Raw genomic sequence first — 23,656 nt, forward strand, 5'->3', positions numbered from 1 at the left:
CGCGATCCAAATATCGTCCCATCACTTGTAGTGTAGCGTCTTTACCAGGGTTGCGCAATGCCTACCAAATCGCGTTTATATCTTGCGCAACTGCACCTCTTGTACCCGATGTCCCTCTCCTTTATGTAAAATCAACTGCGCGCGCGGCTTGGTGGGCAATATGTTTTCCCGGAGATTTTTTGCATTAATATCTTCCCAAATACGCGACGCCGTCGCCTCGGCTTCCGCATCGGTCAGCGATGCGTAGCGATGGAAATAGGACTCAGGATTGCGAAACGCGGTTTGTCGCAATGTGAAGAAACGCGTGATGTACCATTGGCGAATTAACCGCTCCGGAGCGTCGACGTAGATGGAGAAATCGAAGAAGTCGGACACAAATATGTTCATGCGTCGGGGCACGTGACCGACCGTTGTCTGCAGGACATTGAGTCCCTCTAAAATGACGATATCAGGCTGTCGCACGACGATTTTCTCGGACGAGACAATATCATACGCGAGATGGGAATACACCGGTGCTTCGACGATCGGCTTTCCTGACTTGACGTCGGCCAAAAATTGAATGAGCCGCCGCGTGTCGTAACTCTCCGGAAACCCTTTACGATGCATGATTCCACGGCGCTCCAACTCGGCATTTGGGAACAAAAACCCATCTGTTGTGACGAGATCGACCTTCGGATGATTGGGCCAGCGCGATAAGAGGGCTTGGATAATGCGTGCCGTCGTACTTTTGCCGACGGCGACACTACCTGCGATCCCGATGATATAGGGAACTTTGGTGCCAGTGTGACCGAGGAACTCGTGGGTCGCTTCGTATAGGTTTTGCGTCGCGCCCACGTACAGGTTGAGCAGTCTGGATAAAGGAAGATAAACGTCCTCCACTTCGTCCAGCGACACTCGCTCGTTGATCCCGTGCAACCGCGCTAAGTCTTCTTCCTGTAATAAAAGCGGCGTGGACGCGCGCAGTTGTCGCCACTCCTTGCGTGAGAACGATATAAAAGGACTAAAGCGATTCGCGTTGGAGACCTGTTCTTGTCCCATGATTCGCCTCCGATAGTACCGCTTACAATGTTTAAGCCCGGCCATGAAGCCGGGCCAGTGCAAAGTATACATGGTTCGACCGGTAAACAGAAGAGAGACGCTGTCCCTTCTTCGTCCTTAGGCAAGAAAACGGTACTGCGCAGCTACCAAATCGTAGTAATAGCCTCCCTGCGCCATGAGTTGTGCATGCGTCCCCCGTTCGACAATTCGCCCCCCGTCAAATACCAGAATTTGATGAGCGTCGCGAATCGTCGATAGCCGGTGTGCGACAACAAACGCCGTCCGCCCCTCCAGCAGAACACTGAGTCCCTTTTGAATCAGATGTTCGGTATATGTGTCAATACTCGCTGTCGCCTCATCAAGGATTAAGATGCGCGGATCGGCAAGAATGGCCCGTGCAAATGAAATGAGTTGACGCTGTCCCTGGGATAGGCGGCTGCCCCGTTCGCGCACCTCTGTGTAATATCCTTCTGGTAAGCTTTCGATAAACTCGTGCGCGTAGACGGCCTGCGCAGCCGCCTTCACCTCTTCATCGGAAGCAGCTGGATTGCCATAGCGAATATTGTCCATTATGGTTCCCGAAAAGATGAAGGTATCTTGCAGCACAATGCCAATCTGACTACGCAGACTGTCGAGAGAAACCTGTGTAATGTCTTTGCCATCGACGAGAATGGAGCCTTCCGTCGGATCGTAAAAGCGAGCCAACAAATTGATGACCGTACTTTTCCCTGCGCCCGTATGACCGACCAACGCCACCGTTTGTCCCGGCAGTGCCTCAAAGGACACATCGCTCAACGCCCGCCGGCCTTCCTCGTACGAAAAGCCAACCGAACGAAACTCAACCCTCCCTTTCAGGGGCGGCAATGCGATGGCATCATCGCAATCGACAACATTCGCTTTGGTGTCGAGATACTGAAAGATGCGCTCGGAAGATGCCATGGCGACGAGAATTTGATTGTACACTTGGCCGAGCTGTCCAATTGGCGTCCAGAAATTCCCCAAGTAGTTTGCAAACGAAACGAGCAACCCGACGGTAACGATGCCATTGTGTAACAAATGCACACCGTACCAGAAAAGCAAGGCGCTGCCGAGGGCACCCGTCAAGTCCACCAGCGGCCCGAACGGGATGGACCAACGCTGAGCCCGCAAAAACGTCGCCATGTAGTCGCGGTTCATCTTTTCAAAAAACTCTTGATTCTCATCTTGGCGCACGTACGATTCAGTGACGCGCATGCCTTGAATGCCTTCCGCGAGGTGCGCATTGATTCGACTCAAGCGAAGACGCACCTGTTGCCACGCGCGGCGGATCTGGATTGTCAACCGCAGCGACAACATAAACATGAATGGAACGACAACCAATGTCACAATCGACAACTGCCAGTTTAGAGAGAACATAATCGCAATAATTCCAATCAGTGTAAACAGATTGGTAATGGAATTGATGACGCCATTTGTGAACAGATCTTGCAGTGAATTGACATCGTTCAAAATCCGAACCAAAATCGAACCCGCTGGTCGTGCATCGAAGAAATCACTCGACAATCCCTGTACGTGAATGAACAATTGTCTGCGCAACCCTTGAATGACGCGCTGACCAAGCTGATTGGTCAGATAAATGCGAAACGACGAGGCTGCGAAGTTTAGCAAGTAGAGCCCAATCAGAACCCCGCCGTAGGCCATCAGCGCATGCAGGCGGTGGTGTGCAATGGCCGTATCAATGGTGCGACCAACCAGGTAGGGTGCTATGAGTGTGACCGCCAGGTTTCCGAGTGTTGCGCAAAACGCTGCCGCCATCAGTCCAGGATAAGGTCGCATGTACGATGCGAGCCGCTTCATCAGGGTAAATTGAAAGCTCTTTTCCAAAGCCTCGTCATCGCGATAAATGAAGGGTGCACGCAGCAACTCTTCGCGATTGGACGCTTCGGATCGCCCTTGTTCCTTTGCGTTCACACTCATCCGATGTGCCCCTCCGTTCCCGTCTGTACCGCTTCCCTGCCGTCGTTCATCGACGCGAAATCCTGAAACTGCATATCGAAGATATGGCGATACAAACCATTGCTTGCGAGCAATTCCTCATGTGTGCCGCGTTCGACGATCCGCCCGTCGTCGAGCACAAGAATTTGATCCGCGCGTTTGAGTGACGATATCCGGTGCGCGATGATAAACGTCGTCCGTCCCGCCATGACCTTTTGCAAAGCCTGCTGAATTTCGTATTCTGTCTCCATATCGACAGCGCTCGTCGCATCGTCGAGAACCAGAATACTTGGATTGAGCAAGATTGCCCGCGCCAACGCTACACGTTGCTTTTGTCCGCCAGAAAGCCCCATTCCGCGTTCACCGACCAAAGTCATGTAACCCTCCGGAAGTTCGTCGATAAACTCCGCCGCGTCAGCCATCGCCGCGGCCCGTCGCACATCTTCGACGCTCGCCTGGGGACGACCGTACGCAATGTTGGCAAAGATGGTCGTCGAAAAGAGAAAAGGTTCCTGGAAAACGACACCGACCTGTGACCGCAAAGCGTGACGGTTCCAAGATCGAATATCGATCCCGTCGATCCGTATCTGTCCCTCCGTCACATCGCGAAACCGCGCAATGAGCGACGTCAAGGTCGTTTTGCCAGCACCCGTCAAGCCAAGCAACGCGATGGTCTGCCCCGGCTCCGCAGTGAAGTTGATATCCGAGAGCACCCACTTCTCGCCCATCTTGACCCCAACCTGGCAAAACTCCACCTTTCCTTGCATGGGTCTGGCGATCTGTTCTTGCGAGGCATCCAGGTCATCTGGATACTCGAGAATCTCGAGCAAACGCTCGCCCGCGGCCGTCGCTTGCGTCCAGTTATTGAGGAAGAACCCCAGCTGCGACATCGGCCAAATCATGTACCAGACCACAGACAAAAATGCGATCAGATCACCTAGGTTCATATGGGAGGACATGACGAGCCAGCCGCCGACTAGCAGGATAAGGACGACGCCGATGTTGCCGACAAGTTCGATGAACGGAAAGAACTTGCGCCATAGTTTCGTCGCCTGCATGTTCGCACCGTAGTAGGCATCGTTGCGCTCGTTAAATTTGTCAATCTCAAACGACTCTTTTGCAAACGATTTCACCGTGCGCATACCCATGAGATTTTCCTGAACGCCTGAATTCAGGCTACCAAGCGTACGCCGCACAGTCTGAAACACCGGATGCAACTGCCGATCGAAACGGATGGCGGTCACAGCCAAAATCGGCATGAGCGCTGTGAGAACTAGCGCCAGCACCCAGTTCATCGTCAGCATCATGCTAATGCCCAATACAACCGTAAGCCCCAGGCTCATCAGATTGTTGATGCCGAATGCAAAGAACATGCGAAACGCGTCCAAGTCTGCCGTCATCCGGGACATCAAATCCCCTGTATGAACGTTGTCATAATAGGAAAACGGTTGATGATTCAGTTTTTTGTACAGTGCATTACGCAAGTCAAACGCAGTTTTGCTGCCAAACACCTGCGCCAAATACGCTTGCGAGAAGTTGAAAACGCCTTTGATCAGCGACGCTATCAAAATGGCAGCAGACAGCGGCAGCAGCTCTTGAAAATGATGTGCGATCACGACCCGATTGACGATCATTTTCAGCAGGTACGGATAGGCGAGTTGAAGTGCTGTCGTTAAAACCAGCAAGCCTAAACTGACATACAGCAAACGCAAATAAGGACGGTAAAAGCGGCTTAAACGCCGGTACACGCCTTCCACAAACGTCTCTCCTCTCCCACTTTCCGACACCAGTTGGTGCGACACGAATGTCATTTAACCACAAACGGGAGAGGCTGCATATTGTCGATTTGGTCATCTGATGACGAATTTGGCTGGCACCAAAACTGAGCCGATTTGACCTATCGTCTGGTATTTTGAGGATATGAGGGACGAGGTCAGACCGCCGCGACTATGGCGGTCATTGTGCCCGTTGTCGAAATTCACTTGGGGAAACGCCGTACTTGGCCCGAAAGACGCGGTAAAAGTAGGAATACGAATGAAATCCACAGAGGTCCGCAATTTGCTCCAAGTTCAGATTGCTAAACCGCATCCGATCACACGCCATTTGCAACCGTACATCCTGAAGGTATTGTACAATCGTCTGCCCATAAGCCTCTTTAAATACATGCACCGCCCGTGAGACGGAAAGCCCAATTTCCTCGGCGACATCGCGCAAACTGAACTCTTCCGGTGCGTGTTTCTCAATATACGAGCGAATGCGCTCTGCCGCCAACGGAATGGGTGAGGCTGCGGCGGGATCGTAACCATATTTATCAATGGTGAGACACAGGGCCCGCAATAGATAGTCGCACAACTCCATATCCGGCTGCCCCGGACGCCGATGTTCTTCAATCAGTTGCCGCCAAAGATAAACACAGTTCTCATGAAGAGCCAGCCGCAGGTGTGTCCTTCGCGGACGACCTTGCCACCATCGATCCAACCACGAACCTTCGCAAAACAAGTATAGGTCCGTCGATAGCACGTCGTTTGTCGTTGCCCGGTCGGTATCGTTCGCTTCGATCCGCAACTCGTACACCTGCCCGGGCGCAAACATGACGAGATCGCCAGCCTCGACAACCAACAGGCGATTGCCAATTAAGACACGCGCTTGGCCGTCAGTTTGCAACCGGAATAAATAGGAGTCGAGTCCAGAGCGAATACTTTGAACATATGGCGCCTCGTGTTCGGCAAAGCCCGCACCACGCACCTTCGTCCCAAGCCCTGGTTGGCAATGGACGCATGCGTTGTCCATCAACACGGCACCATCACTCCATTTGCGACAAATCACACAATTCTTTTTGCTACACAGTCTGAATCATACAGGTGCAAGGGCATGTACGGCAATATCGAGGCAACATCTATTAGACATTGTCGCGCGCGTCCACTATACTGGGCAATGGAATGCAACGTCCCAGACAATCCTAGGATCGCACGCGGTTCCATCGGTGCAACGAAGGCAAGGAGGCACATTCAGTGAGTGAGGCAACGCAAACCCACGAAACCGTCGACGTCTCTGACGTCCTACTCGATCCCGCCGTACAAGTATCCCTCAACACCATCCTTGAGAAGCTTCCACAAATTGCACAAGTGATGACGGCTCTGACGAAGGATGAGGAGACCCTCGCGAGTTTGACCACCGTGATTGAAAACCTTCCCCGTCTTTCGAAGATCGTATATCTGTTAGGACGTGTCTACCAAGCTGCAGAAGACGTTGTCACGGATGGGGATACCCTCGAAGGGTTCTCAAACATGTTCCAAAAGTTTACGCACCCGGCAGTCGATGTCGCCAAGAAGGGGCTGCGCGCTTACAACGCCGCGAAGGAACGTGCAGAACACGATACCACGGTGTACAGCGTCTTCAGCCTCTTGAAGTTGCTGAAAGATCCCAATGTGCAAAAGGGTATTCGCCTGGCTACCGCCATGCTCGACGAACTCGGCAAAGAGTCGTCCCATCACGAATAAGCATCATCCGAACAAACCACGCCTACCCTGGCGTGGTTTTTTGATGTGGTTTTTTCATACTGTCCCTTTGCGACACAAGCCCCTCTTTGCCATCACACATTCTCATAGGCCGACCCAACTGGGACATGCTACATGTGTGTCAGCAAAAGGAAACTGGATAGGAGGAGCATGGATGGACGTCCATCGCGCAAAAGACATCATCGCTTCCAAGGAGTTTATACCGGTCGAATACGAAGGGACACCGGTGTACATCAATCGCGTCTTTGAATCGAGCCCGTACGCGGAGGTTCGGTACGAGAATGGCGCCGTCACGGAAGTGCCTGTTTCAAAGTTACAAGAAGTCGGAACATCTCATTGACGCAAACACAAACGCTCAGCCCCAATCGACGATGGCGGCTGAGTCGGCCGTGGATCTTTTACTCCAACGCAGAACCTTGCTACATTGAATAGAGGCAAGGATGATCACGATGTACTCCGGCCACTTGACACACCATCGCGGGAGGATGATTTCCGATATGGATAAGGACGACCTAAAACAGCGACTGACACCACTTCAGTATCAGGTGACGCAGAACAACGCCACAGAGCCGCCGTTCCACAACGAGTACTGGAATCATCACGAGGAAGGTATTTATGTCGATATTGTCTCCGGCGAGCCGTTGTTCTCATCGCGCGACAAGTACGACGCTGGCTGTGGCTGGCCCAGCTTTACGAAACCCATTCGATCCGACGTCCTGATCGAACGACCGGATTACAGCCACGGGATGATCCGGACTGAGGTGCGTAGCCAGGAAGCTGACTCCCACCTTGGCCATGTCTTTGAAGACGGCCCGCGCGCGACCGGCGGCTTGCGCTACTGCATCAACTCCGCCGCGCTGCGTTTCATTCCGAAAGCGGATCTCGAAAAAGAAGGCTATGGCGAGTACCTGAAGCTGTTCGACTGAGACACAATCCCAACACCGGGGGTTCAGGAGGCATACGATGTTTGTCGCCGTAAAAATCGCCGAAAGCTTGTTGATCCCGCCCGGCCTGTTCGTTTTGGCCCTCGTACTCGCCGGGCTCTTCGGCCTGCGCCGATATGCATGGCTGGCGCGGACAAACATCGCGATCGCGCTGATCATCGCCATCGTGTCGACCCAATGGTTCGCCAATCTGCTTTTACGACCGCTCGAATCCGCGTATCCCCAACCCAAACACCCGCACGCAGATGCCATCGTCGTGCTTGGCGGCGGTTTTACGACGGGGACGCCGGATGTCACTGGTCTGGGCAACCTCTACGGGGACTCGTCTGTCCGACTGCTGGCAGCGGCCATGTTGTACCGCCGACTGCACGTCCCAATTCTCTTGTCCGGCGGGCCCAATACGAGGTCAGGCGGCCGATCATATTCGTTTGCCGCCATCGGTGCTCGCGATCTCGCCGCCCTCGGCGTGCCCAACAACATGATCTGGCAAGAGCCGAATAGTCGCAACACAGAAGAAAACGCCTCGTTTTCTGCGATCATCCTGAGGGCGCACCACGCGCAAACACCCCTCATCATGACTTCTGCGTACCACATGCGGCGCGCCGTACTCGATTTCAACAAATTTGGTGTAACAGCCACACCCTATCCTGTTGGCTACTTGGTCAATCGCGCGGCGAGCAACGACGCATTTGGCTGGTTGCCATCCATCGCAGGGCTCTCCGATACGACCATTGCCGTGCGCGAATACCTCGGCATCGCCGCGACACAACTTGGTGTGCGCGGCTGAACGAGGTACAACCGTCACTCGACGTGAAGCTGCTCCATCACATCCGCATACGCCTCAGCTGTCGCAGCCACAATGCCATTGACCAAAGTATGGCGCTGATTGAACACATAAGGCCTACCCGTCTTGTCGGTCACCCGGCCGCCAGCTGCTTCTACGATCGCGACACCCGCCGCGATGTCCCACTCGTTTTTCGGCCCGAGGCTAAACGTGGCGTCGGCGTGGCCCGCCCCAATCAGGGCCAACTTGTACGCGATGGATCCCACGGCTTCGACACTCATCGTTCGCTCGAATGGAACAAATTCTCCCCGCTTGATCTCCGAGCGACTACCCAATACCGTCAACCGTTCACCGCGCGCCCGTGAAGATCGAATCGGATTGCCATTGAGCCACGCTCCACTGCCGGCCAACCCGGCGAACAGGTCGCGCAAAGCCGGGTTACAAATGACCCCAAGCACCGCTTTGCCGCGTTCAGCCAATGCAACAGAGACAGCATATTGCGGAACGCCTTCGACAAATTCGCGCGTGCCGTCGATGGGATCGACAATCCAAACATATTCCATATCCAGCCTTGATAGATCGTCGCGCGTCTCCTCCGAGAGCCAACCGGATCCAGGCAAAAGTGTGAGCAAGCGCTCTCGCAAAAACGTATCACACGCGAGATCAGCCGTGGTGACCGGATCCGAGGCCCCCTTGAATTGCGTGTCATAGCCCTTTTTCGCGATATCCTCAACAATATCGCCCGCATCGCGCACCAACTGTGCAACGGCCTGTAACAGCGATGTATCGATCACGATGAACAAACCTTTCCTTGGCAAGTTGAGCCTGACGGACTCTCCATGCCCATTATACCGGGTATGTCCAAACACGACCGCCATCTGCCGTTCAGGTTTACCCGATAGCCCGCGCGGCTTCCCATAGGCCGTTGAGGTAGGCGAGACCAAGAGCCCGATCGTACAAGCCGTATCCTGGGTTGCCGTTCTCACCCCAGATCATGCGCCCGTGATCAGGGCGAACGGGGCCCGCATAGTCCATCTCGGCCAGTATCCGTATCAAGCCGAACATGTCGATGGAACCGTTGGCGGAAAGGTGGCCAGACTCGTAAAAGGATCGCGGGCCAATGCGGCGCACATTGCGCAGATGCACGAAGTGAACCCGCTTCGCCTCGCCCAAGTCGCGCAGGATGAGTGGCAGATCGTTATCTGCCGAGGCACCGAGCGAGCCTGAGCAAAAGCAAACGCCATTTGCGGGCTTGTCACAGAGGCGAATGAGCCGCTGCAAGGCGGCGCGATCGACGATGATGCGCGGGATACCGACGACGGACCAGGGCGGATCATCAGGATGAATAGCCATGGCAATGCCTACTTCTTCCGCGACCGGTATAACGGCCTGCAGAAAATACGCGAGATGATCCCACAAGGCGGCGGCGCCCATCTCGCGATACTGCGAAAGCATGTCGCGCAAACGCTGACTATCCGTCTCCAAGTTCCATGCCGGTAAGCGCAGCCGCCCGGCAAGCAAGGCCTGTTCATCGACTTCTTCGTCGAAATACGCAAGCGTGGTCGATCCGTCGGGCAATTCATACGTGAGCGACGTGCGCAGCCAATCGAACAATGGCATGAAGTTGTAGCAGACGGTGCGAACGCCAGCCGCAGCCAGGCGCCGCAACGTGGTCTGATAATTGGCAATGTACCTGTCGCGAGTTGGCCGCCCCAGTTTGATGTCCTCGTGCACGGGCACGCTTTCGATCACGGTCAATCGCAATCCTGCAGCTTCCACGGTCCGCACGAGCGAGCGAATTTCATCCTCCGGCCAGGCTTCACCTGCGGACAAGTGATAAAGCGACGTGACAATGCCGACGACCCCTGGAATTTGGCGAATGTTGCGAAGTGTCACTGGATCGTCGGGGCCATACCATCGAAAAGACATTTGCATCGATGTGCGCCTCCTGCCGCGTTATCCTAACAATGCCCGCAAGCGTTCTGCGCGGTGCGCGATGCTCGCGAAGTCGCGAGCGGCAATTTCCGCCTTCGGAAACAACGAGCTGCCCATGCCAACAGCTATGGCGCCTGCATCGATAAACTGGCGCGCGTTCGTCTCGTCGATGCCACCTGTGACCATGGCCTGCAGATCGCCAAACGGCCCGCGCAAATCGCGCACGTAGCCCGGTCCCATGGCCGCCGCCGGGAAAATCTTGACCGCTTCGGCTCCGGCCTGGCGCGCGGCACGCACCTCTGTCGGCGAGAGCACGCCTGGCACCATCGGCTTCGCAATGCTCGCAGCCAGACTTAGAAGTGCAGGATCGAAATGGGGGGAGACGAAAAATTCAGCGCCGCTGGCGTGCGCGTCCAACAGTTGCTGTTCAGTCAAAACGGTACCCGCGCCAATGCGCGCTTTCGCACCATGGCGCTCGCGCGTCTCCGCAATGAGGCGCGAACCGCCCTCTGCATCCATGGTCACCTCAATGGCCGTGATGCCGCCTTCAACCAAGGCCGCGATCACGTCGTGAAACACCTCTTCTGGCAGCCTTCTTACCACCGCGACCACTCGCGCCTCTGCCAGCCACGCCACAATATCGGATATCACCGTTGCACAACTCCCTTTCCGTTCAGATGTGACTCCACTTCCGCCCAGGTCGGATACTGGCTAAAGTCGCCACTTCCTGTTACCGCATAAGCGCCAACGAGCGATCCGAGCTTCAAGCAACGCTCGAGTGGCAGCCTTCGCATCATCCCTGCGATAAATCCCGCGTTGAACCCGTCGCCCGCACCGACCGTATCCACCACGTTCTCAACTGGCCAGGCACCGACCTGTAACCGCACGTCGCTGGCCGCGAGCTCGGCGCCTTTCTCACCACATTTGACAACGACGCCAGTCCCGGTGAATCCCATATCGCGAAGTCGTTTGAAAATCTCATCAGCATCACTCGTGCCATACAACTGATCCGCCTCGCCATCCCCCATAAAGATCCAGGCCGCATGCGGCAACACTTCGCGTACTAGCTCCCGCCACGCATCGATAGGCGCCAATTTCAGTCGAATGTTCACGTCGAACGACACCGGGACGCCCGCCAACATAGCGGATTGGACGATCGCGAAACTCGACTGTCTTGCTTCGCTGCCAATCATCCAGGTGATACCCGTCGCGTGTACCCATGCAAATTCCTTGGCTTTGAGCTGCGAGATCGCACGATCGACGGCAAATCCCTCGCCCGCCATCGCCGAGAACGCACGGTAATAAAACACTTGCGTCTGTTTTTTGAGGCCATGCCATTGTTTGAAATACACCCCCGTCGGCCTCTCTACCGATACATCGACGAGTGTGTCATCGATGCCTTCCGCCCGCAGCTGTCTGCGAATCAATTCACCAAACGGATCGTCGCCAACGCGCGCCAAATACGATGTGGGAACCTGTAGCCGAACCAACCCGATAGCGGTATTCATCTCCGCCCCAGCGCAGTCAGTTCGAAACTCCCGAACTTCCGTCAACTTCCCGGCCTCTTTGGGAACACACACGACCATCGGCTCGCCAAACGTGAGCACGCGGCCAAGCGATTGCATGACCTTTGACAATTCTGATGCCCCCTCTTACAATCAGCGCTGCACAAAATCCCAGAAGTTTTGGGAGAATAACTGGTTGACGTCGCGATCGACATCTTCGCGTGTCAAATCCCATCCCGCTTCTTGCAACTGCTGATATTTGTTCGTCAAGACCGCCGTTGCAACCTTGCGCGCGCGGCGCCACTTGTAAATCACGTGTTCGAGTACGCGCGCGTCGGAATGCTGGATGACGAATGTGGGGCCGATCAGTTCCAAGCGCATATTGGATATTTCCGAAACGAGCGTCTCCGTATTCAAAAACCACCAACACCCAAATGGCATGACATTGCCAAACTTGCGCGCCGTGACAGCCAATTCGTGTTGATCCTCGCGCGCCAAAAACGTCACCAGAAACTTATTTTCGGGATAACGCCGCGCCAGCGCTTCAATCGGCAACATGGAGGCCTTGGCTGTGCTGTCGCCGGCAGAACGAAGGTGTGGATTGACCTGTCTGCGCACGCCAATCATCAGTGCAAGCGGCAGCCGCTGTTCTCTGCACACCGGCAAAATCGCATCGGAAAGCAACCGCCCGCGCACGGTGTCCTCCGGGAACGCGAACGTATCAGGTGCCGAAAACGCGAAATAGACCGGTTTGATTTTCGCGACCCAGTCTTTTAGGAATCGACGCACCTCTGCCATGTCAACCTCGCCGAGCTCTGGCCCCACATGGTACCCAGTATTCGACAGGTACACTTGGGCCCTGGGCCAGTCGTTCAAGAGGACGTCGAGCCGCAACGCCGCATGAAAGCGTCGATTGCGCGGTGTTCCCTGCTCCCAGTAACGCCGCTCGATCTCGTCAAACGGATCGTTGGTCATGACCACACTGTCAACCCCGGCGAGATCCAGCACATGGTTGGCGTACGTGTCCGTCGCGGTTGGTTCAAGCTTTGCGCGCAGCCCTGCCAGTTTTTCTGTGCGCAGATTGACGCCAAAAGCCTGCGCAATCTGCACGACCCCCAATGCCGCCTCGCTCAGCGGCGTCGTTTTTTCAAACAACTGTTCCCAGATCCAGTCCGCCTGTGATGGCGCCGACAGGTCCCAAAAATCCGTCGAAGACAACTGCCCAACGCGCATCGCCTCGGCGATCAAATAGTGATACGTGAGCACATGGTCAGCACCGCTCACCTGAAGTGCCGAGAATGAGGGCGGAAACAGGTGCGTGTGCATGTCGGTGACCCTGACTGTCGCCACGGCTTCGCGCACCCACGCCGCGAGTTCAGTTTGCGTTGCCATGATGGAATCCCCACCTTCGCCTACAATCTTCACACCACATTCAAATCGTCATGGCCGTAAAACCGCCGTCGACTGGAATCAACGCGCCAGTCACAAAACTAGAGGCTCGATCTGACGCCAACCAGACGGCTATCCCCTTGAGTTCGTGGGGCTCCCCCAACCTGCCCAGCGGCGTATGGCGAACGATGTTGTCGATCCGCTCTTTCGTCAGGATTTTTCGATTTTGTTCCGCCGGGAAAAAGCCTGGGATGATTGCGTTGACACGCACATGAGGAGCCAGCTCGCGCGCCAGGTACTGCGTCATGTTGTTGACAGCCGCCTTCGATGCAGAGTACGCGAAGACGCCGGAAAGAGGAGGATTCGAGGAAACCGATGAGATGTTGATGATGGAGCCACCGCCACGTTCAACCATGTGCCTGCCAACAACCTGGCAGGCCAGGAAGACAGCCTTGGCGTTTGTCCCGACGATGCGATCCCACTCGTTCTCCTCAATGTCGAAGAACGGCGTCTTGCTGTTGACACCCGCACAATTGACCAAGACGTCGATGCGCCCGGCCCACGCCGCCACATCGCGCACCAAGTCCGCAATGGAAGTCCGATCTTGGACATCGACTGCAAAGACACGCGCGCTACCGCCGACATCCTGCAGACGCTTCGCAACTTGGTCGCCCTTCGTTTGGTCCCGCCCGGCAATGGCGACATTTGCACCGTGTTCAGCGAGACCCTCCGCAATATAGCTACCCAACACGCCAGTGCCACCGATGACTAAGGCTGTACGACCACGCAAGTCAAACAGGCGCAAGGCGGACACCCCTTTCGTGGTTCCATGCTCGGAAGCGGTTACAAAGGAATCGAAAAACTGGCTAATTTCGTCGTCTTCCGAAAGAACTGCGATCCATTGGGACACGTCAATTGTAGCACAATAAGGAATTCATCGTGCCTGCGTCCGCCGATGACCTGCCAGAAATGCTCGTACCGCCATCTCCGCAGCGTTGGCCGCCAATTCGAACGCGTAATCCATTGCATCCTGTGATGAGATGGGACCGTTTGCAATCGAAAACATGGCACTGACACCGAGATCGTATAAGCCTTTAGCGCCCTCTTGAACGGCGCCGGAAATACAGATCACGGGTACACCGGCGGTCTGTGCACGTTGAGCCACGCCCGCCACCGCCTTGCCAAAGCACGTTTGTTCGTCCGTACATCCCTCACCGGTCAGGACGAGATCCGCAGTTTGTACGTGTGTATCGAAGTTCATCGCGTCAAGCACAAGATCGACGCCGCGGGCGAAGCGCGCACCGAGAACCAACAGTGCAAAGCCAATCCCACCTGCCGCTCCTGCGCCAGACTGTTCTTGGCAACTCCGGCCAAACGCCCGTTCTACGGCGGCGGCGATGGAACCGAGCGCCGCATCGAGGCGCGGTACATCCTTACCGGTGGCGCCTTTTTGCGGGCCGTACACATATGTCGCTCCGCGCTCGCCGCACAGTGGATTGGCGACGTCGCAGGCCGCCCAGATCTCGGCCGTTTGCAGGGCCGGATGTAAGTTGGCGAGATCGACACGCTTGACAGCCTGGCAAGCCGCTGGAGTCGGTTGCAACGAGCGATTGTTTGCGTCGTAAAAACGGGCACCCAGTGCATAAAGCAAGCCAATCCCCGCATCGTTGGTACCACTGCCGCCGAGTCCGACGACGATTCTGCGATGACCACGTGCGAGTGCATGAAGCAGCAATTCGCCAAGACCAACACTGTTCGCCTGCCAAACATCGCGATCCGCCGGTTGCACCAAGTTCAAGCCCACCGCCGATGCCGCCTCGATGACCACTGTGCCGTCCGGCAAAACGCCATAGCCCGCCCGGATCGGCCGCGCAAGCGAATCATGAACATCGACCTCCACTCGCTCGCCGCCCGTCGCCCGAAGCAGACTGGCCAGCGTGCCCTCGCCGCCATCGGCGATCGGGAATTCTAGGATATCGGCTTCTGGACACGCACGTTGCACGCCTAGAGCCATGGCCTGGGCTGCCGCAACCGAGGTAAGTGAACCCTTGAACGAATCCGGAGCTACGAGGAAGCGCATACAGACATCCTTTCACCTGATATGAACCTGTGCCCTTGCGAGTCTCACAGTTATAATCATAACAGTCTTAGCGCGCAGAGTCGCCGCCATCGTAGAACAAGCACCTGCGCCACGAAAGGAAGGACCTTGGTGAGCAAGCATATCTACGTCGTCTTTGGAGACTACTACCACCCCTCCGCGCCCATTTCGCAAGCGTTTGCAGCCATGTTTGAACCAATGAGCGAGCAAGGCTACACCTATGCCGAAATCCATGAATCGGAATTGGTGGATCGCCTCCTTGAGCAACCGGCTGCCGTCGTCATGTATAAAGAAGACCGCGTCGATCCGACGCTAAATCCACCGACGCGTTGGCAAGATGCACATGCCGCACAAGCCATCGTGCGCTATGTCGAGGCAGGAGGCGGTTGGCTCGCGTGGCATGCCGGTATGTCCTGTTACCCTGTCCCCGGCCCGTATACATCTATGCTTCGCGGGCACTTTGTATCGCACCCAAAAGTGAACGCCCCCGTTACATACACGCCGGCAAGCCATCCAATCACGGACGGGATCGATCCCTTCACCATCGTGGACGAACATTACTTCGTCGAACTGCATTCGGGACCGACGGACATCCTTGTGTCGTCGACGTCGATCGACGGCGAATCCACGGCTGGTTGGGCGCATTCGTATGGCGACGGACGCGTGTGCTGCATCACGCCAGCCCATAAACCGGACGGACTGGCACATCCGAGCGTACAGCAACTAGTGACAAACGCGCTGTTCTGGGTAACCAAGCGATTGTGATACCATGGAATTGGTGGTTCCATTGAATCCAACGCGATGGCTTACTGTGCTTTCGATTGCCGTCCCTGTCGCGAGCCTCATCGTCTCGGCGGTGACGTCCCACTGGGGATTTCTGTTTCTTTGTATCACACCGGCATTTGTCAACTGGGGCTGGGGCAAAGAAGATAAGTGATTTCCTCAGCCTCCATGTCGCCGGTAACGCAGGATGAACCAAACCAATACAACCAAGCCGGCAATTTCAAATAATCCTTGCACCGTGACACCGCCTGTCGAAGATTGTCGCTTTTGATCATAGCGCAAATTGTGCGGACGGCGGTCTGTCCGATGTGGCAAAATCGTGAGGGTTTCGCGCCACATTCGCATTGTGTATGGCATGGCGCATATGGACACTCTACAGTTGCACCTTTGCTCATTCGCAACGAAAGGAGTGGCAAGCGCATGCTGAACGCACATCGCGCCAAGGAGATTTCCGAATCTCCAGTCATGGCCAATGTCACGCACAATGGACAGCGCATCTACATTCAACAGGTCGATCTCGAGAACGAGACCGCACGCGTCTACGCCTTGGAACGGCCGGAACAGGAATACGACGTGCACGTGTCCAACCTCGTCGAGCATTAACGGCCAGTTTCGGCGAATCGGCTGGCAAACGCCCTACCGATTCGCCGTTTGGTGCGGTAGGATGGTGCTCGAGCCCATATCGGCGTTCTGCCCAGGGCACCTTAACGAAAAGAAGGCATCTTCTATGTATCCGGAACGCATCGTTTGCCTCGCGGCGGAAATTCCAGAAATCCTGAATGAACTTGGGGCGCTCGACCGCGTGGTCGGCATTTCTGCTTATACCACACGTCCACTTGAAGCGTTGAGCATTCCCAAAGTCTCTGGCTTTCAAAACGGAAGTATCAAAAAGATTCTCGAGACAAAACCGGATGTTGCCATTCTGACGTCCGCCGTTCAGAACGGGTTGGCGGCCGCGCTCGGTCAGGCTGGCATCACCGTCATACACCTCTATCCCCAGCGATTGCAGGATCTGTTTTCGACCATTTCACTTCTCGGCAACGTCGTGGGTGCATCCGACCGAGCCTCGGCTCTCAACGCACGGCTGCAACTGGCAATTGACGAGGTTCGCGTCAAAGCCGAGCGTTTTCCGCGCAGGCCGCGCGTATATTTCGAAGAGTGGATGGATCCGCTCATCACGGGCATTGGCTGGGTCAGCGACCTAATCGAATTGGCAGGGGGAGAAGACGTCTTTCGAGCCAAGGCCATTGAAGGACTTTCGGCAGCGGATCGCGTCGTTAAGCCCGATGACGTGATCGCGGCAGACCCTGACCTTGTGTTTGCATCGTGGTGCGGCAAGCCGTTTCGGCATCCAGAGTTCTGTGAGCGACCAGGGTTTGCGCAAATCGCAGCCGTGCGCGAAGGGCACGTCTACGAGCTATCAGGGGAAGTGCTACAATGCGGCCCGATGCTGATCGACACACTCTATTCCCTGCATCAAACCATCGCCAAGGTCGCACGGTCTGAACGTTGAGCCGAAGTTGCCGTTAGCGGCACGGGCAAAGGGGGCAGCCATATGTCAAAGCGACTCTGGCTATTCTATTTTGTCACCATGTTGTATTGGTTTTCTACATATACCTACGTGCCTCTCTTGTCGCCGTATGTGCTCGCGATTGGCGGCACATTGAGCATGGCTGGGGTGATCGTCGGTTCGTACGGCTTTTCCCAAATGTTAATCCGAATTCCGCTGGGAATATGGTCGGATCGCATCGGTCGGCGCAAGCCGTTCGTCATTGGCGGGGTGGCCATGGGCGCGGTAAGCAGTTTGGGGTTGGCACTCACACACTCGGTCATCGCGACGTTGATCTTCCGCCTGCTTGCCGGAGTGGCAGCAGCAAGTTGGGTCGTGTTCACCGTCCTTTATGCCAGCTATCACACGCCCGATGAGGCTCCGAAGGCAATGGGCGTCATCAGCTTTTACACTTCGCTCGGTCAGCTTGCCGCGTCGACCCTGGGTGGGATGGTGGCAGAGCGGTTTGGCTGGCACGCGCCATTTTGGCTCGGTGCCCTTGGCGGCGCTATCGGGATCGCGTTGGCCTTTGGCATCCCGGATAACGCACCGTCGCAGGATCATGCGGGCATCGAGCCGCGGGAAATGCTTGCCGTCGGGCGCGATCGAGTCGTACTTGGCGTATCGACGCTCGCGATTCTCGCGCAGATCGTCACGTTTACGACGATGTTTGGTTTCACGACAACGGCGGCAACGCTCTTGCACGCCAACAAAATGGATTTGAGTTGGTTGACCCTCGCATCGACACTGCCAAACGCCATCGCGTCGCTGTACAGCGGCGGCGCGTTCTCTCGCTGGTTGGGCGCACGAAACGTGGTCGCGGCCGGTTTTGTGATCGCGGCGATGTTTACGGCGGCCATTCCGTTTGTCCACGATTTAGGGTTGCTTTACATCACGCAGGCGTGCAACGGTTTCGGACAGGGGCTGTGCATGCCGGTTCTCATGGGACTGGCGATCCGTCATGTGGAAGCGCGCAAACGTGCCACGGCGATGGGCTTTTACCAAGCCATTTACGCACTTGGTATGTTTGGCGGCCCAGCCATCGTCGGTTGGCTCGACGACGGCATCGGAATCGGGAGCGGCTTTCTTTGCGTAGCCGGCGTAAGTGTACTGGCAGCGCTTCTCACATATGGGTTGGCACCTGCTATCCGCCAACAACGTCCGCTACGCGAAGTTGAACAAAGGCAGGCCTGATGTGGCCTGCCCCTTCTTCGTGGCGTCCATATGGATATTTGCATCACGTGATTCGTTCCAGCTCGTCGCGTAAGTTGGCGACGTCGACAAAGTGCATACCGGCAACCATACGGATTTCGGAAGCGACAAACCCGGCCGTAGACAGCACGATGAATTTCTTGCCCCGCGCCCGCAACAACTGCAGCGGCCGTTCAAAATCCCCGTCGCCGCTGACGAGAATAGCCATGTCGTAGTTGTCAATGGTGTTGAACATATCGAGGACGATCTCGATGTCCAAATTCGCTTTGCGCGTGATTGACCCATCATCTTGGAGGATTTCTTTAATCTCTTTCGTGACAAGCGAATATCCGCTATATGCGAGCATATCCAAGTATTTTTGTTCACGTAAATCGGACGGAGCGCTCTTTCCAATGTAATAAAATGCATCGACCAACTCGCCCTTTGAAGCCGCCCAATCCCTGAGCTTTTGGGCATCGATATTCCATTTCAGCTTATCTCTTTGCATGTAGTAGTAGTTTGCCCCATCGACAAACAATGAAACTCTCATCGCTGACTATCTCCTTTTCCAAAATTCAGTTTTTCGCATTCATTACACATCCATTCGAGCCATGTGAATAAAAAACAGGTTTTCGTAACTTGATCATACCATGCCCTGCAATGCGTCGCGATCGCACTATCCTTACGGAGCAACCAGTTCGGCGGAAGCAAATAGGATCTCATGCATCACAAGCGATGACGCACCCACAGCAACCGCATGCACGTTGCCCATACGGACAGGTACTTGCTTATTCGTAAGCAGTGCTCGGTGCTTAATCGCGCGCTCCACCTCCGGCAACACAAACGTAGCAGCCTTTACCACGTTTCCTCCAAGGATGACTTCTTCCGGGTTCAGCACGTTTAAGATGTTCGCAACGCCCATGCCCAATTGCTGACCAAGTGCATGAAATGCCCGGATGAACGCGCGGTTGTCGTTTTGCGCCTGCGTGATGGCCTGTTCCAACAACGACTCACCAACGCTCAATGTCGAAACATCTGCACCTGCTTCTCGGAGATAACGAAGCAAGCCACGTTCCGATGCATATTCCTCCCAGCATCCATAGCTGCCACACATGCAAGCGGAACCCATGGGATTCACGGTCATGTGCCCAAATTCCCCCGCAATTCCGTCCCGTCCGCGATACAATCTGCCATCGATCACGACGCCAGCGCCAATCCCAACGCCCATGTTTACGAAGACGAGATTCTTGAGGCGCATCGCCTGCCCCATATACTCGTTCCACGCACCGCAGTTTGCGTCGTTATCGAAAAACAGCGGGATCGACACGCGCTGTGCGAGCTGTGACCGAATATCCCATTCGCCTGCGAACACACTCGGCAAATAATAAACAAGACCGCGGTGGAAATTGACCATCCCGGGCAGCGCGATACATGCCCCTACCAAGCCATACGGACTTGACGGCGCGGCCGCAACCGCTTTCGAAATCTCCTCCGAAATAAAATCCAGCAGCGAATCACGCGGATCTCCCGGGCTTGCCAAAGATGTCTGGCGAACCTGTCGATAAACAGGCTCTCCCCGGATATTACAAACAACGGTCGTCATATGCGAAATTTGCACGTCGACGCCGATAGCATATGCCGCATTGGCGTTAAAGCGGAGTAAAATAGGCTTTCGCCCGCCGCTCGAAGAGCCATATCCCACCTCTACCACGAGCTGTTCGGATATCAGTTCGTCGACAATGTTGGACACAGTCGCCTTGTTCAAACCCGTCATCTGGGAAATGTCAATGCGGGATGTCGTCCGCAAATCACGGATCAATTTGAGAACAGTGGCGCGATTCATCCGGCGCATCGCCGATGCGTCGATATTCGCATGCATGAACGCCGGTCACCCCTTGACTGGTACGAGTCTATTGCAAAGCAGTCGCGAATGCCCTAGCATTGTGCTCGTAGACTTGCCTATCTGCCTATCGAGCAAGGCATGTTACGTATCAGTATACGCTGTCCGGCGCCCGAACAGAAGTGGCGATTAAGGGGGAGCTTTCTTGTCACTGTTTCGAAAATTGGTGATTCTCTTCAGCGTGGTTATCCTGGTAATTCTCTCAGCAACATTGACCATCGTCTATGTGGAAAGTCGTCGAACCATTATTCAGCTTTCCAAGGAGAAAGCGGTTTCAATGATTCAAACCATCGATTCGGCCCTACTGAGCGATGTCCCAGACTACCAGTTTGAATCTGTACTATTGAATTTGAAACAACAAGAACCCGATTTGATATCATTCGATATTTATAAGCTCAACGACTTTTTGTATGATATCGCGTCGACCAATCCGCGGCGTATCGGCACCCAGGCATCCCCTTCCAGCACTATTGCGCTGGGTGAACACAGGGTGTTGACGACGCTCAACGGAACCATCATCAATCTCATCGTACCGCTCACAGGGTACGGTGGAATGCCCTATAGTGCCGATGTCAAGCTGTCTATAGCAGGCGATCTCCGTTCCAACCATATATTGCTGAGCGAAATCTTATACATTGGGCTGTGTGCTCTCGCCCTCGCCTTGGTATCTGCTTGGCTATTTACGCGCGAAGTCTTATCCAAACCGTTGCAGGCTATGATGTCCGCCGTGAATGAGGTTGCCACCGGCAACTTTGTCGTCAATCTCCGAAAATCCACTCGTCGCAGAGATGAGCTTGGCAGTCTAGCCCGCAGCTTCGAACGGATGACCGGTGGTTTGCAGCAATTGATTACACGCATGGCGCAAACCGCAGAGGAATTGCACACAGATTTTGAACAACTCGTCGAGAGTGGCGATTTCACGGCGCACGGTGCCCTGCACATGGCGGACGCCATTCATCATCTCAACGACTCCATCTCGTCTCAATTCGCAAAGCTGCAGGAGCTGGGCGGGAAAATGTCTTGGTCCATACAAGCCGCTGCTGACGCGGGCAGCTACGGACAGACGGCTGAGACACAAGACGCTTCAGACGTCCGACAGTGGTTGATGACTGTGGAAACACTCATGGATGAAACGTCTCAAGTCCACCACCACTTGCAAGGATTAGCTTCGACGGCCAATGGGCAATTGGGAGCCATTCAGCACATCAATCGTACGGCAGGTCGTCTGAGTGAAATGGCAAGTGAGTTGCGAACTCTACTATTGACCCTTGAGGTCTAGCATGCTCATCGCTCTTAGGTTAGCCAATGCACGACTGGGGTTGCATGTCATGTCCCGTTTACGCGGCCCACGTGTACATGCATGTAACCCCATTTGGAAAGTTGTCTAAACCATCGAAGGAAAACTCTGTCGTATCCCAACCTCCTTGAGCGCTTTTTTGATGGAACAATCCGTTGAAAACCAAAAAACAAGTTGCAACTTTCGACACCTTAGTTTATGATCACGACGAAGAAGAGATGTCGGAATCGATGTAAGCGTTCACGGCCGATTCCATCTCTCATTACTCGCTCTCATAATCAGGGGGGTTTAAGATGAAGAAAAAGTACTTATCTCTTGCCGGCGGTGCCGTTTTGGCACTTGGTGTTGTAACCGCTTGCGGTGCACCGAGTAACAACACGGGATCGAATGCTTCGTCATCCGGCTCTGCGAGCACAACCACCCATCAAGTGGAAATCTTCAGCTGGTGGACGGCAGGCGGAGAAGCCAATGGCTTGAACGCACTGATCAAAACGTTCAACAAAGAATATCCTCAGGAAAAGATCGTTAACGAGGCAGTCGCAGGCGGCGGTGGATCGAATGCGAAGGCCGTCTTGGCCAGCCGCATGCAAGCGGGCGACCCACCGGAAACATTCCAAGTTCACGCTGGTCAGGAACTGATGGCGTGGGTCAACGCTGGGAAAATGCAGCCACTGGACAACCTGTACAAGAGCATGGGGCTCAACAAAGTCATTCCGGCAGCGATCATCAACGACTTGTCGAAGAATGGACATGTCTATGCGGTGCCAGTGGATGTCGGCCGTGGAAACGTGTTGTGGTATAACCCAGCCGTGTTGAAAAAGTACCATCTTACGGCGCCAACAACCATGAGCCAGTTCATTTCCGAACTGAAGACGCTGAAGTCAAAAGGCGTCACGCCACTGGCGTATGGTGACAAGGATCAGCTTGGTTCCGTCATGCTCTGGGAAAACGTCTTGCTCGCGACGATGGGTCCACAAAATTACGACAAATTGTGGCAAGGCAAGATTTCGTTCAATAATCCGCAAGTGAAGCAGGCGACCAATACGTTCCTGGAGTTGCTTCAGTACACCAACTCGAACCATTCGGCTCTCACATGGGACGAAGCGGATCAAATGGTGGCGGACGGCTCGGCAGCGTTCAACCTGATGGGCGACTGGGCGAAGGCATACTTCCAGTCGAAGGGCCTGAAGGAAGGCAGCCAGTTTGGGTGGACCGCGTTCCCGGGCACGAACAACGATTTTGAATACGTAATCGACTCGTTCGGCTTGCCAAAGGGTGCGAAGAACCCGACCGGAGCTATGGACTTCTTGAAGCTTGTAGCTTCCAAGCAAGGACAGGACGAATTCAACCCGCTGAAGGGTTCGATTCCGCCGCGTACGGACGCGAACATGAGTCTGTTTGATACGTACAGCAAAGAAGCGATGAGCGACTTTAAGAAGGACAGCTTAGTGCCAAGTTTGGCAAACGGCGAAGCTGCGAACCCAGCGTTTGAAACGGCAGCTACACAAGCTGTAACGATGCTCATCAGCACCAAGAACGTCAACGAATTTATCAGCGCCCTCAACACGGCGGCTGAAGAAAATCCGCTTTCGTAATCAGGCGTACGGGGCTTGTACCGTGGTCAAGTACAGACTGTACTTGACCACTGCCCTGAAGGGGGATCAAGGAATGGAGAAAACACCCGTGCTGGCTTCACAGTCGGCGACTATCGCAAAACCATCGGTCGCATATCACAAAAAGAAAAAATTCAG

The 23,656-nt window shown here is 55.0% G+C and carries 24 protein-coding genes; 11 read left to right on the forward strand and 13 right to left on the reverse strand.

Annotation, left to right across the window (positions count from 1 at the left end):
* Window positions 1–75 precede the first annotated feature (75 nt).
* From coaA to C7445_RS01110, 4 genes are all read right to left on the reverse strand, one after another.
* Window positions 76–1,038 carry a type I pantothenate kinase gene (coaA, locus tag C7445_RS01095; protein WP_134158192.1) on the reverse strand — a complete coding sequence of 321 codons (963 nt, stop codon included), beginning with the start codon at window positions 1,036–1,038 and terminating at the stop codon, window positions 76–78.
* A gap of 117 nt (window positions 1,039–1,155) precedes the next feature.
* Window positions 1,156–2,994, reverse strand: a complete 1,839-nt coding sequence (locus tag C7445_RS01100; protein WP_134158193.1) for an ABC transporter ATP-binding protein — start codon at window positions 2,992–2,994, stop codon at window positions 1,156–1,158.
* A complete protein-coding gene (locus tag C7445_RS01105; RefSeq protein ID WP_134158194.1) occupies window positions 2,991–4,769 on the reverse strand; it encodes an ABC transporter ATP-binding protein in 1,779 nt (592 codons plus the stop codon). The genes C7445_RS01100 and C7445_RS01105 overlap by 4 nt, the downstream gene beginning before the upstream one ends.
* Window positions 4,770–4,968: 199 nt before the next feature.
* A complete protein-coding gene (locus tag C7445_RS01110) occupies window positions 4,969–5,802 on the reverse strand; it encodes an AraC family transcriptional regulator (RefSeq protein ID WP_134158399.1) in 834 nt (277 codons plus the stop codon).
* A 221-nt stretch (window positions 5,803–6,023) separates the two neighbouring features.
* On the opposite strand from C7445_RS01110, the gene C7445_RS01115 reads away from it, so the two are divergent.
* The 4 genes from C7445_RS01115 (at window position 6,024) to C7445_RS01130 (ending at window position 8,261) form a co-directional block, all read left to right on the forward strand.
* Window positions 6,024–6,512 (forward strand): DUF1641 domain-containing protein, encoded by a 489-nt coding sequence (locus C7445_RS01115; RefSeq protein ID WP_134158195.1) that lies wholly within the window; start codon window positions 6,024–6,026, stop codon window positions 6,510–6,512.
* 172 nt (window positions 6,513–6,684) lie between these two features.
* Window positions 6,685–6,870, forward strand: a complete 186-nt coding sequence (locus tag C7445_RS01120) for an H-type small acid-soluble spore protein (RefSeq protein ID WP_134158196.1) — start codon at window positions 6,685–6,687, stop codon at window positions 6,868–6,870.
* A gap of 157 nt (window positions 6,871–7,027) precedes the next feature.
* Window positions 7,028–7,456, forward strand: a complete 429-nt coding sequence (msrB, locus tag C7445_RS01125) for a peptide-methionine (R)-S-oxide reductase MsrB (protein WP_134158197.1) — start codon at window positions 7,028–7,030, stop codon at window positions 7,454–7,456.
* A gap of 37 nt (window positions 7,457–7,493) precedes the next feature.
* A complete protein-coding gene (locus tag C7445_RS01130; RefSeq protein ID WP_134158198.1) occupies window positions 7,494–8,261 on the forward strand; it encodes a YdcF family protein in 768 nt (255 codons plus the stop codon).
* 14 nt (window positions 8,262–8,275) lie between these two features.
* On the opposite strand, the gene C7445_RS01135 is transcribed toward C7445_RS01130, so the two are convergent.
* From C7445_RS01135 to C7445_RS01165, 7 genes are all read right to left on the reverse strand, one after another.
* Entirely contained in the window at window positions 8,276–9,052 is a 777-nt protein-coding gene (locus tag C7445_RS01135) for a 3'(2'),5'-bisphosphate nucleotidase CysQ (protein WP_243834866.1), read from the reverse strand.
* Window positions 9,053–9,149: 97 nt separating this feature from the next.
* Window positions 9,150–10,193 carry a mannonate dehydratase gene (locus C7445_RS01140; protein ID WP_134158199.1) on the reverse strand — a complete coding sequence of 348 codons (1,044 nt, stop codon included), beginning with the start codon at window positions 10,191–10,193 and terminating at the stop codon, window positions 9,150–9,152.
* Between the two features lie 21 nt (window positions 10,194–10,214).
* Window positions 10,215–10,844 carry a bifunctional 4-hydroxy-2-oxoglutarate aldolase/2-dehydro-3-deoxy-phosphogluconate aldolase gene (locus C7445_RS01145; protein WP_134158200.1) on the reverse strand — a complete coding sequence of 210 codons (630 nt, stop codon included), beginning with the start codon at window positions 10,842–10,844 and terminating at the stop codon, window positions 10,215–10,217.
* Entirely contained in the window at window positions 10,841–11,830 is a 990-nt protein-coding gene (locus C7445_RS01150) for a sugar kinase (RefSeq protein ID WP_243834867.1), read from the reverse strand. The genes C7445_RS01145 and C7445_RS01150 overlap by 4 nt, the downstream gene beginning before the upstream one ends.
* A 21-nt stretch (window positions 11,831–11,851) precedes the next feature.
* Window positions 11,852–13,090, reverse strand: a complete 1,239-nt coding sequence (locus C7445_RS01155) for a glucuronate isomerase (RefSeq protein ID WP_134158201.1) — start codon at window positions 13,088–13,090, stop codon at window positions 11,852–11,854.
* A gap of 40 nt (window positions 13,091–13,130) precedes the next feature.
* Window positions 13,131–13,892 (reverse strand): glucose 1-dehydrogenase, encoded by a 762-nt coding sequence (locus C7445_RS01160; protein WP_134158202.1) that lies wholly within the window; start codon window positions 13,890–13,892, stop codon window positions 13,131–13,133.
* Window positions 13,893–14,021: 129 nt separating this feature from the next.
* Window positions 14,022–15,167 (reverse strand): glycerate kinase, encoded by a 1,146-nt coding sequence (locus C7445_RS01165; protein WP_134158203.1) that lies wholly within the window; start codon window positions 15,165–15,167, stop codon window positions 14,022–14,024.
* A gap of 129 nt (window positions 15,168–15,296) precedes the next feature.
* On the opposite strand from C7445_RS01165, the gene C7445_RS01170 reads away from it, so the two are divergent.
* From C7445_RS01170 to C7445_RS01185, 5 genes are all read left to right on the forward strand, one after another.
* Window positions 15,297–15,950, forward strand: coding sequence for a ThuA domain-containing protein (locus tag C7445_RS01170; RefSeq protein ID WP_166668928.1), 654 nt, complete (start codon window positions 15,297–15,299; stop codon window positions 15,948–15,950).
* A gap of 22 nt (window positions 15,951–15,972) precedes the next feature.
* On the forward strand, window positions 15,973–16,122 hold the full coding sequence (locus C7445_RS14485) for a hypothetical protein (RefSeq protein ID WP_208320814.1): 150 nt from the start codon (window positions 15,973–15,975) through the stop codon (window positions 16,120–16,122).
* Between the two features lie 266 nt (window positions 16,123–16,388).
* On the forward strand, window positions 16,389–16,571 hold the full coding sequence (locus C7445_RS01175) for an H-type small acid-soluble spore protein (RefSeq protein WP_424922975.1): 183 nt from the start codon (window positions 16,389–16,391) through the stop codon (window positions 16,569–16,571).
* Between the two features lie 124 nt (window positions 16,572–16,695).
* Window positions 16,696–17,481, forward strand: coding sequence for an ABC transporter substrate-binding protein (locus C7445_RS01180; RefSeq protein ID WP_166668931.1), 786 nt, complete (start codon window positions 16,696–16,698; stop codon window positions 17,479–17,481).
* Window positions 17,482–17,523: 42 nt separating this feature from the next.
* A complete protein-coding gene (locus C7445_RS01185) occupies window positions 17,524–18,711 on the forward strand; it encodes an MFS transporter (protein WP_134158206.1) in 1,188 nt (395 codons plus the stop codon).
* 43 nt (window positions 18,712–18,754) lie between these two features.
* Here C7445_RS01185 and C7445_RS01190 read toward each other — a convergent pair whose 3' ends face one another.
* Together C7445_RS01190 and C7445_RS01195 are read right to left on the reverse strand one after the other, a co-directional pair.
* Window positions 18,755–19,258: a LabA-like NYN domain-containing protein gene (locus tag C7445_RS01190; protein WP_058093788.1), complete on the reverse strand. Its 504-nt coding sequence runs from the start codon at window positions 19,256–19,258 to the stop codon at window positions 18,755–18,757.
* A 132-nt stretch (window positions 19,259–19,390) separates the two neighbouring features.
* Entirely contained in the window at window positions 19,391–20,587 is a 1,197-nt protein-coding gene (locus C7445_RS01195) for an ROK family protein (protein ID WP_134158207.1), read from the reverse strand.
* Window positions 20,588–20,753: 166 nt separating this feature from the next.
* Between C7445_RS01195 and C7445_RS01200 the strand changes: the two genes are divergently transcribed.
* Both C7445_RS01200 and C7445_RS01205 read left to right on the forward strand, forming a co-directional pair.
* Entirely contained in the window at window positions 20,754–21,887 is a 1,134-nt protein-coding gene (locus C7445_RS01200) for a HAMP domain-containing protein (RefSeq protein ID WP_134158208.1), read from the forward strand.
* Between the two features lie 311 nt (window positions 21,888–22,198).
* Window positions 22,199–23,500: an ABC transporter substrate-binding protein gene (locus C7445_RS01205; RefSeq protein ID WP_134158209.1), complete on the forward strand. Its 1,302-nt coding sequence runs from the start codon at window positions 22,199–22,201 to the stop codon at window positions 23,498–23,500.
* Window positions 23,501–23,656 lie beyond the last annotated feature (156 nt).

This window comes from Alicyclobacillus sacchari (genome assembly GCF_004366795.1).
Taxonomy (GTDB): domain Bacteria; phylum Bacillota; class Bacilli; order Alicyclobacillales; family Alicyclobacillaceae; genus Alicyclobacillus; species Alicyclobacillus sacchari.

What these genes read in the sequence shown, in the direction of transcription:
- C7445_RS01140 (WP_134158199.1), bottom strand. Translation starts at nt 10,193, where the DNA reads ATGCAAATGTCTTTTCGATGGTATGGCCCCGACGATCCAGTGACACTT.
- C7445_RS01155 (WP_134158201.1), bottom strand. Translation starts at nt 13,090, where the DNA reads ATGGCAACGCAAACTGAACTCGCGGCGTGGGTGCGCGAAGCCGTGGCG.
- C7445_RS01165 (WP_134158203.1), bottom strand. Translation starts at nt 15,167, where the DNA reads ATGCGCTTCCTCGTAGCTCCGGATTCGTTCAAGGGTTCACTTACCTCG.
- C7445_RS01120 (WP_134158196.1), top strand. Translation starts at nt 6,685, where the DNA reads ATGGACGTCCATCGCGCAAAAGACATCATCGCTTCCAAGGAGTTTATA.
- C7445_RS01195 (WP_134158207.1), bottom strand. Translation starts at nt 20,587, where the DNA reads ATGCATGCGAATATCGACGCATCGGCGATGCGCCGGATGAATCGCGCC.
- C7445_RS01100 (WP_134158193.1), bottom strand. Translation starts at nt 2,994, where the DNA reads ATGAGTGTGAACGCAAAGGAACAAGGGCGATCCGAAGCGTCCAATCGC.
- coaA (WP_134158192.1), bottom strand. Translation starts at nt 1,038, where the DNA reads ATGGGACAAGAACAGGTCTCCAACGCGAATCGCTTTAGTCCTTTTATA.
- C7445_RS01175 (WP_424922975.1), top strand. Translation starts at nt 16,389, where the DNA reads ATGCTGAACGCACATCGCGCCAAGGAGATTTCCGAATCTCCAGTCATG.
- C7445_RS01205 (WP_134158209.1), top strand. Translation starts at nt 22,199, where the DNA reads ATGAAGAAAAAGTACTTATCTCTTGCCGGCGGTGCCGTTTTGGCACTT.
- C7445_RS01110 (WP_134158399.1), bottom strand. Translation starts at nt 5,802, where the DNA reads ATGGACAACGCATGCGTCCATTGCCAACCAGGGCTTGGGACGAAGGTG.
- C7445_RS01185 (WP_134158206.1), top strand. Translation starts at nt 17,524, where the DNA reads ATGTCAAAGCGACTCTGGCTATTCTATTTTGTCACCATGTTGTATTGG.
- C7445_RS01130 (WP_134158198.1), top strand. Translation starts at nt 7,494, where the DNA reads ATGTTTGTCGCCGTAAAAATCGCCGAAAGCTTGTTGATCCCGCCCGGC.
- C7445_RS01190 (WP_058093788.1), bottom strand. Translation starts at nt 19,258, where the DNA reads ATGAGAGTTTCATTGTTTGTCGATGGGGCAAACTACTACTACATGCAA.
- msrB (WP_134158197.1), top strand. Translation starts at nt 7,028, where the DNA reads ATGGATAAGGACGACCTAAAACAGCGACTGACACCACTTCAGTATCAG.
- C7445_RS01180 (WP_166668931.1), top strand. Translation starts at nt 16,696, where the DNA reads ATGTATCCGGAACGCATCGTTTGCCTCGCGGCGGAAATTCCAGAAATC.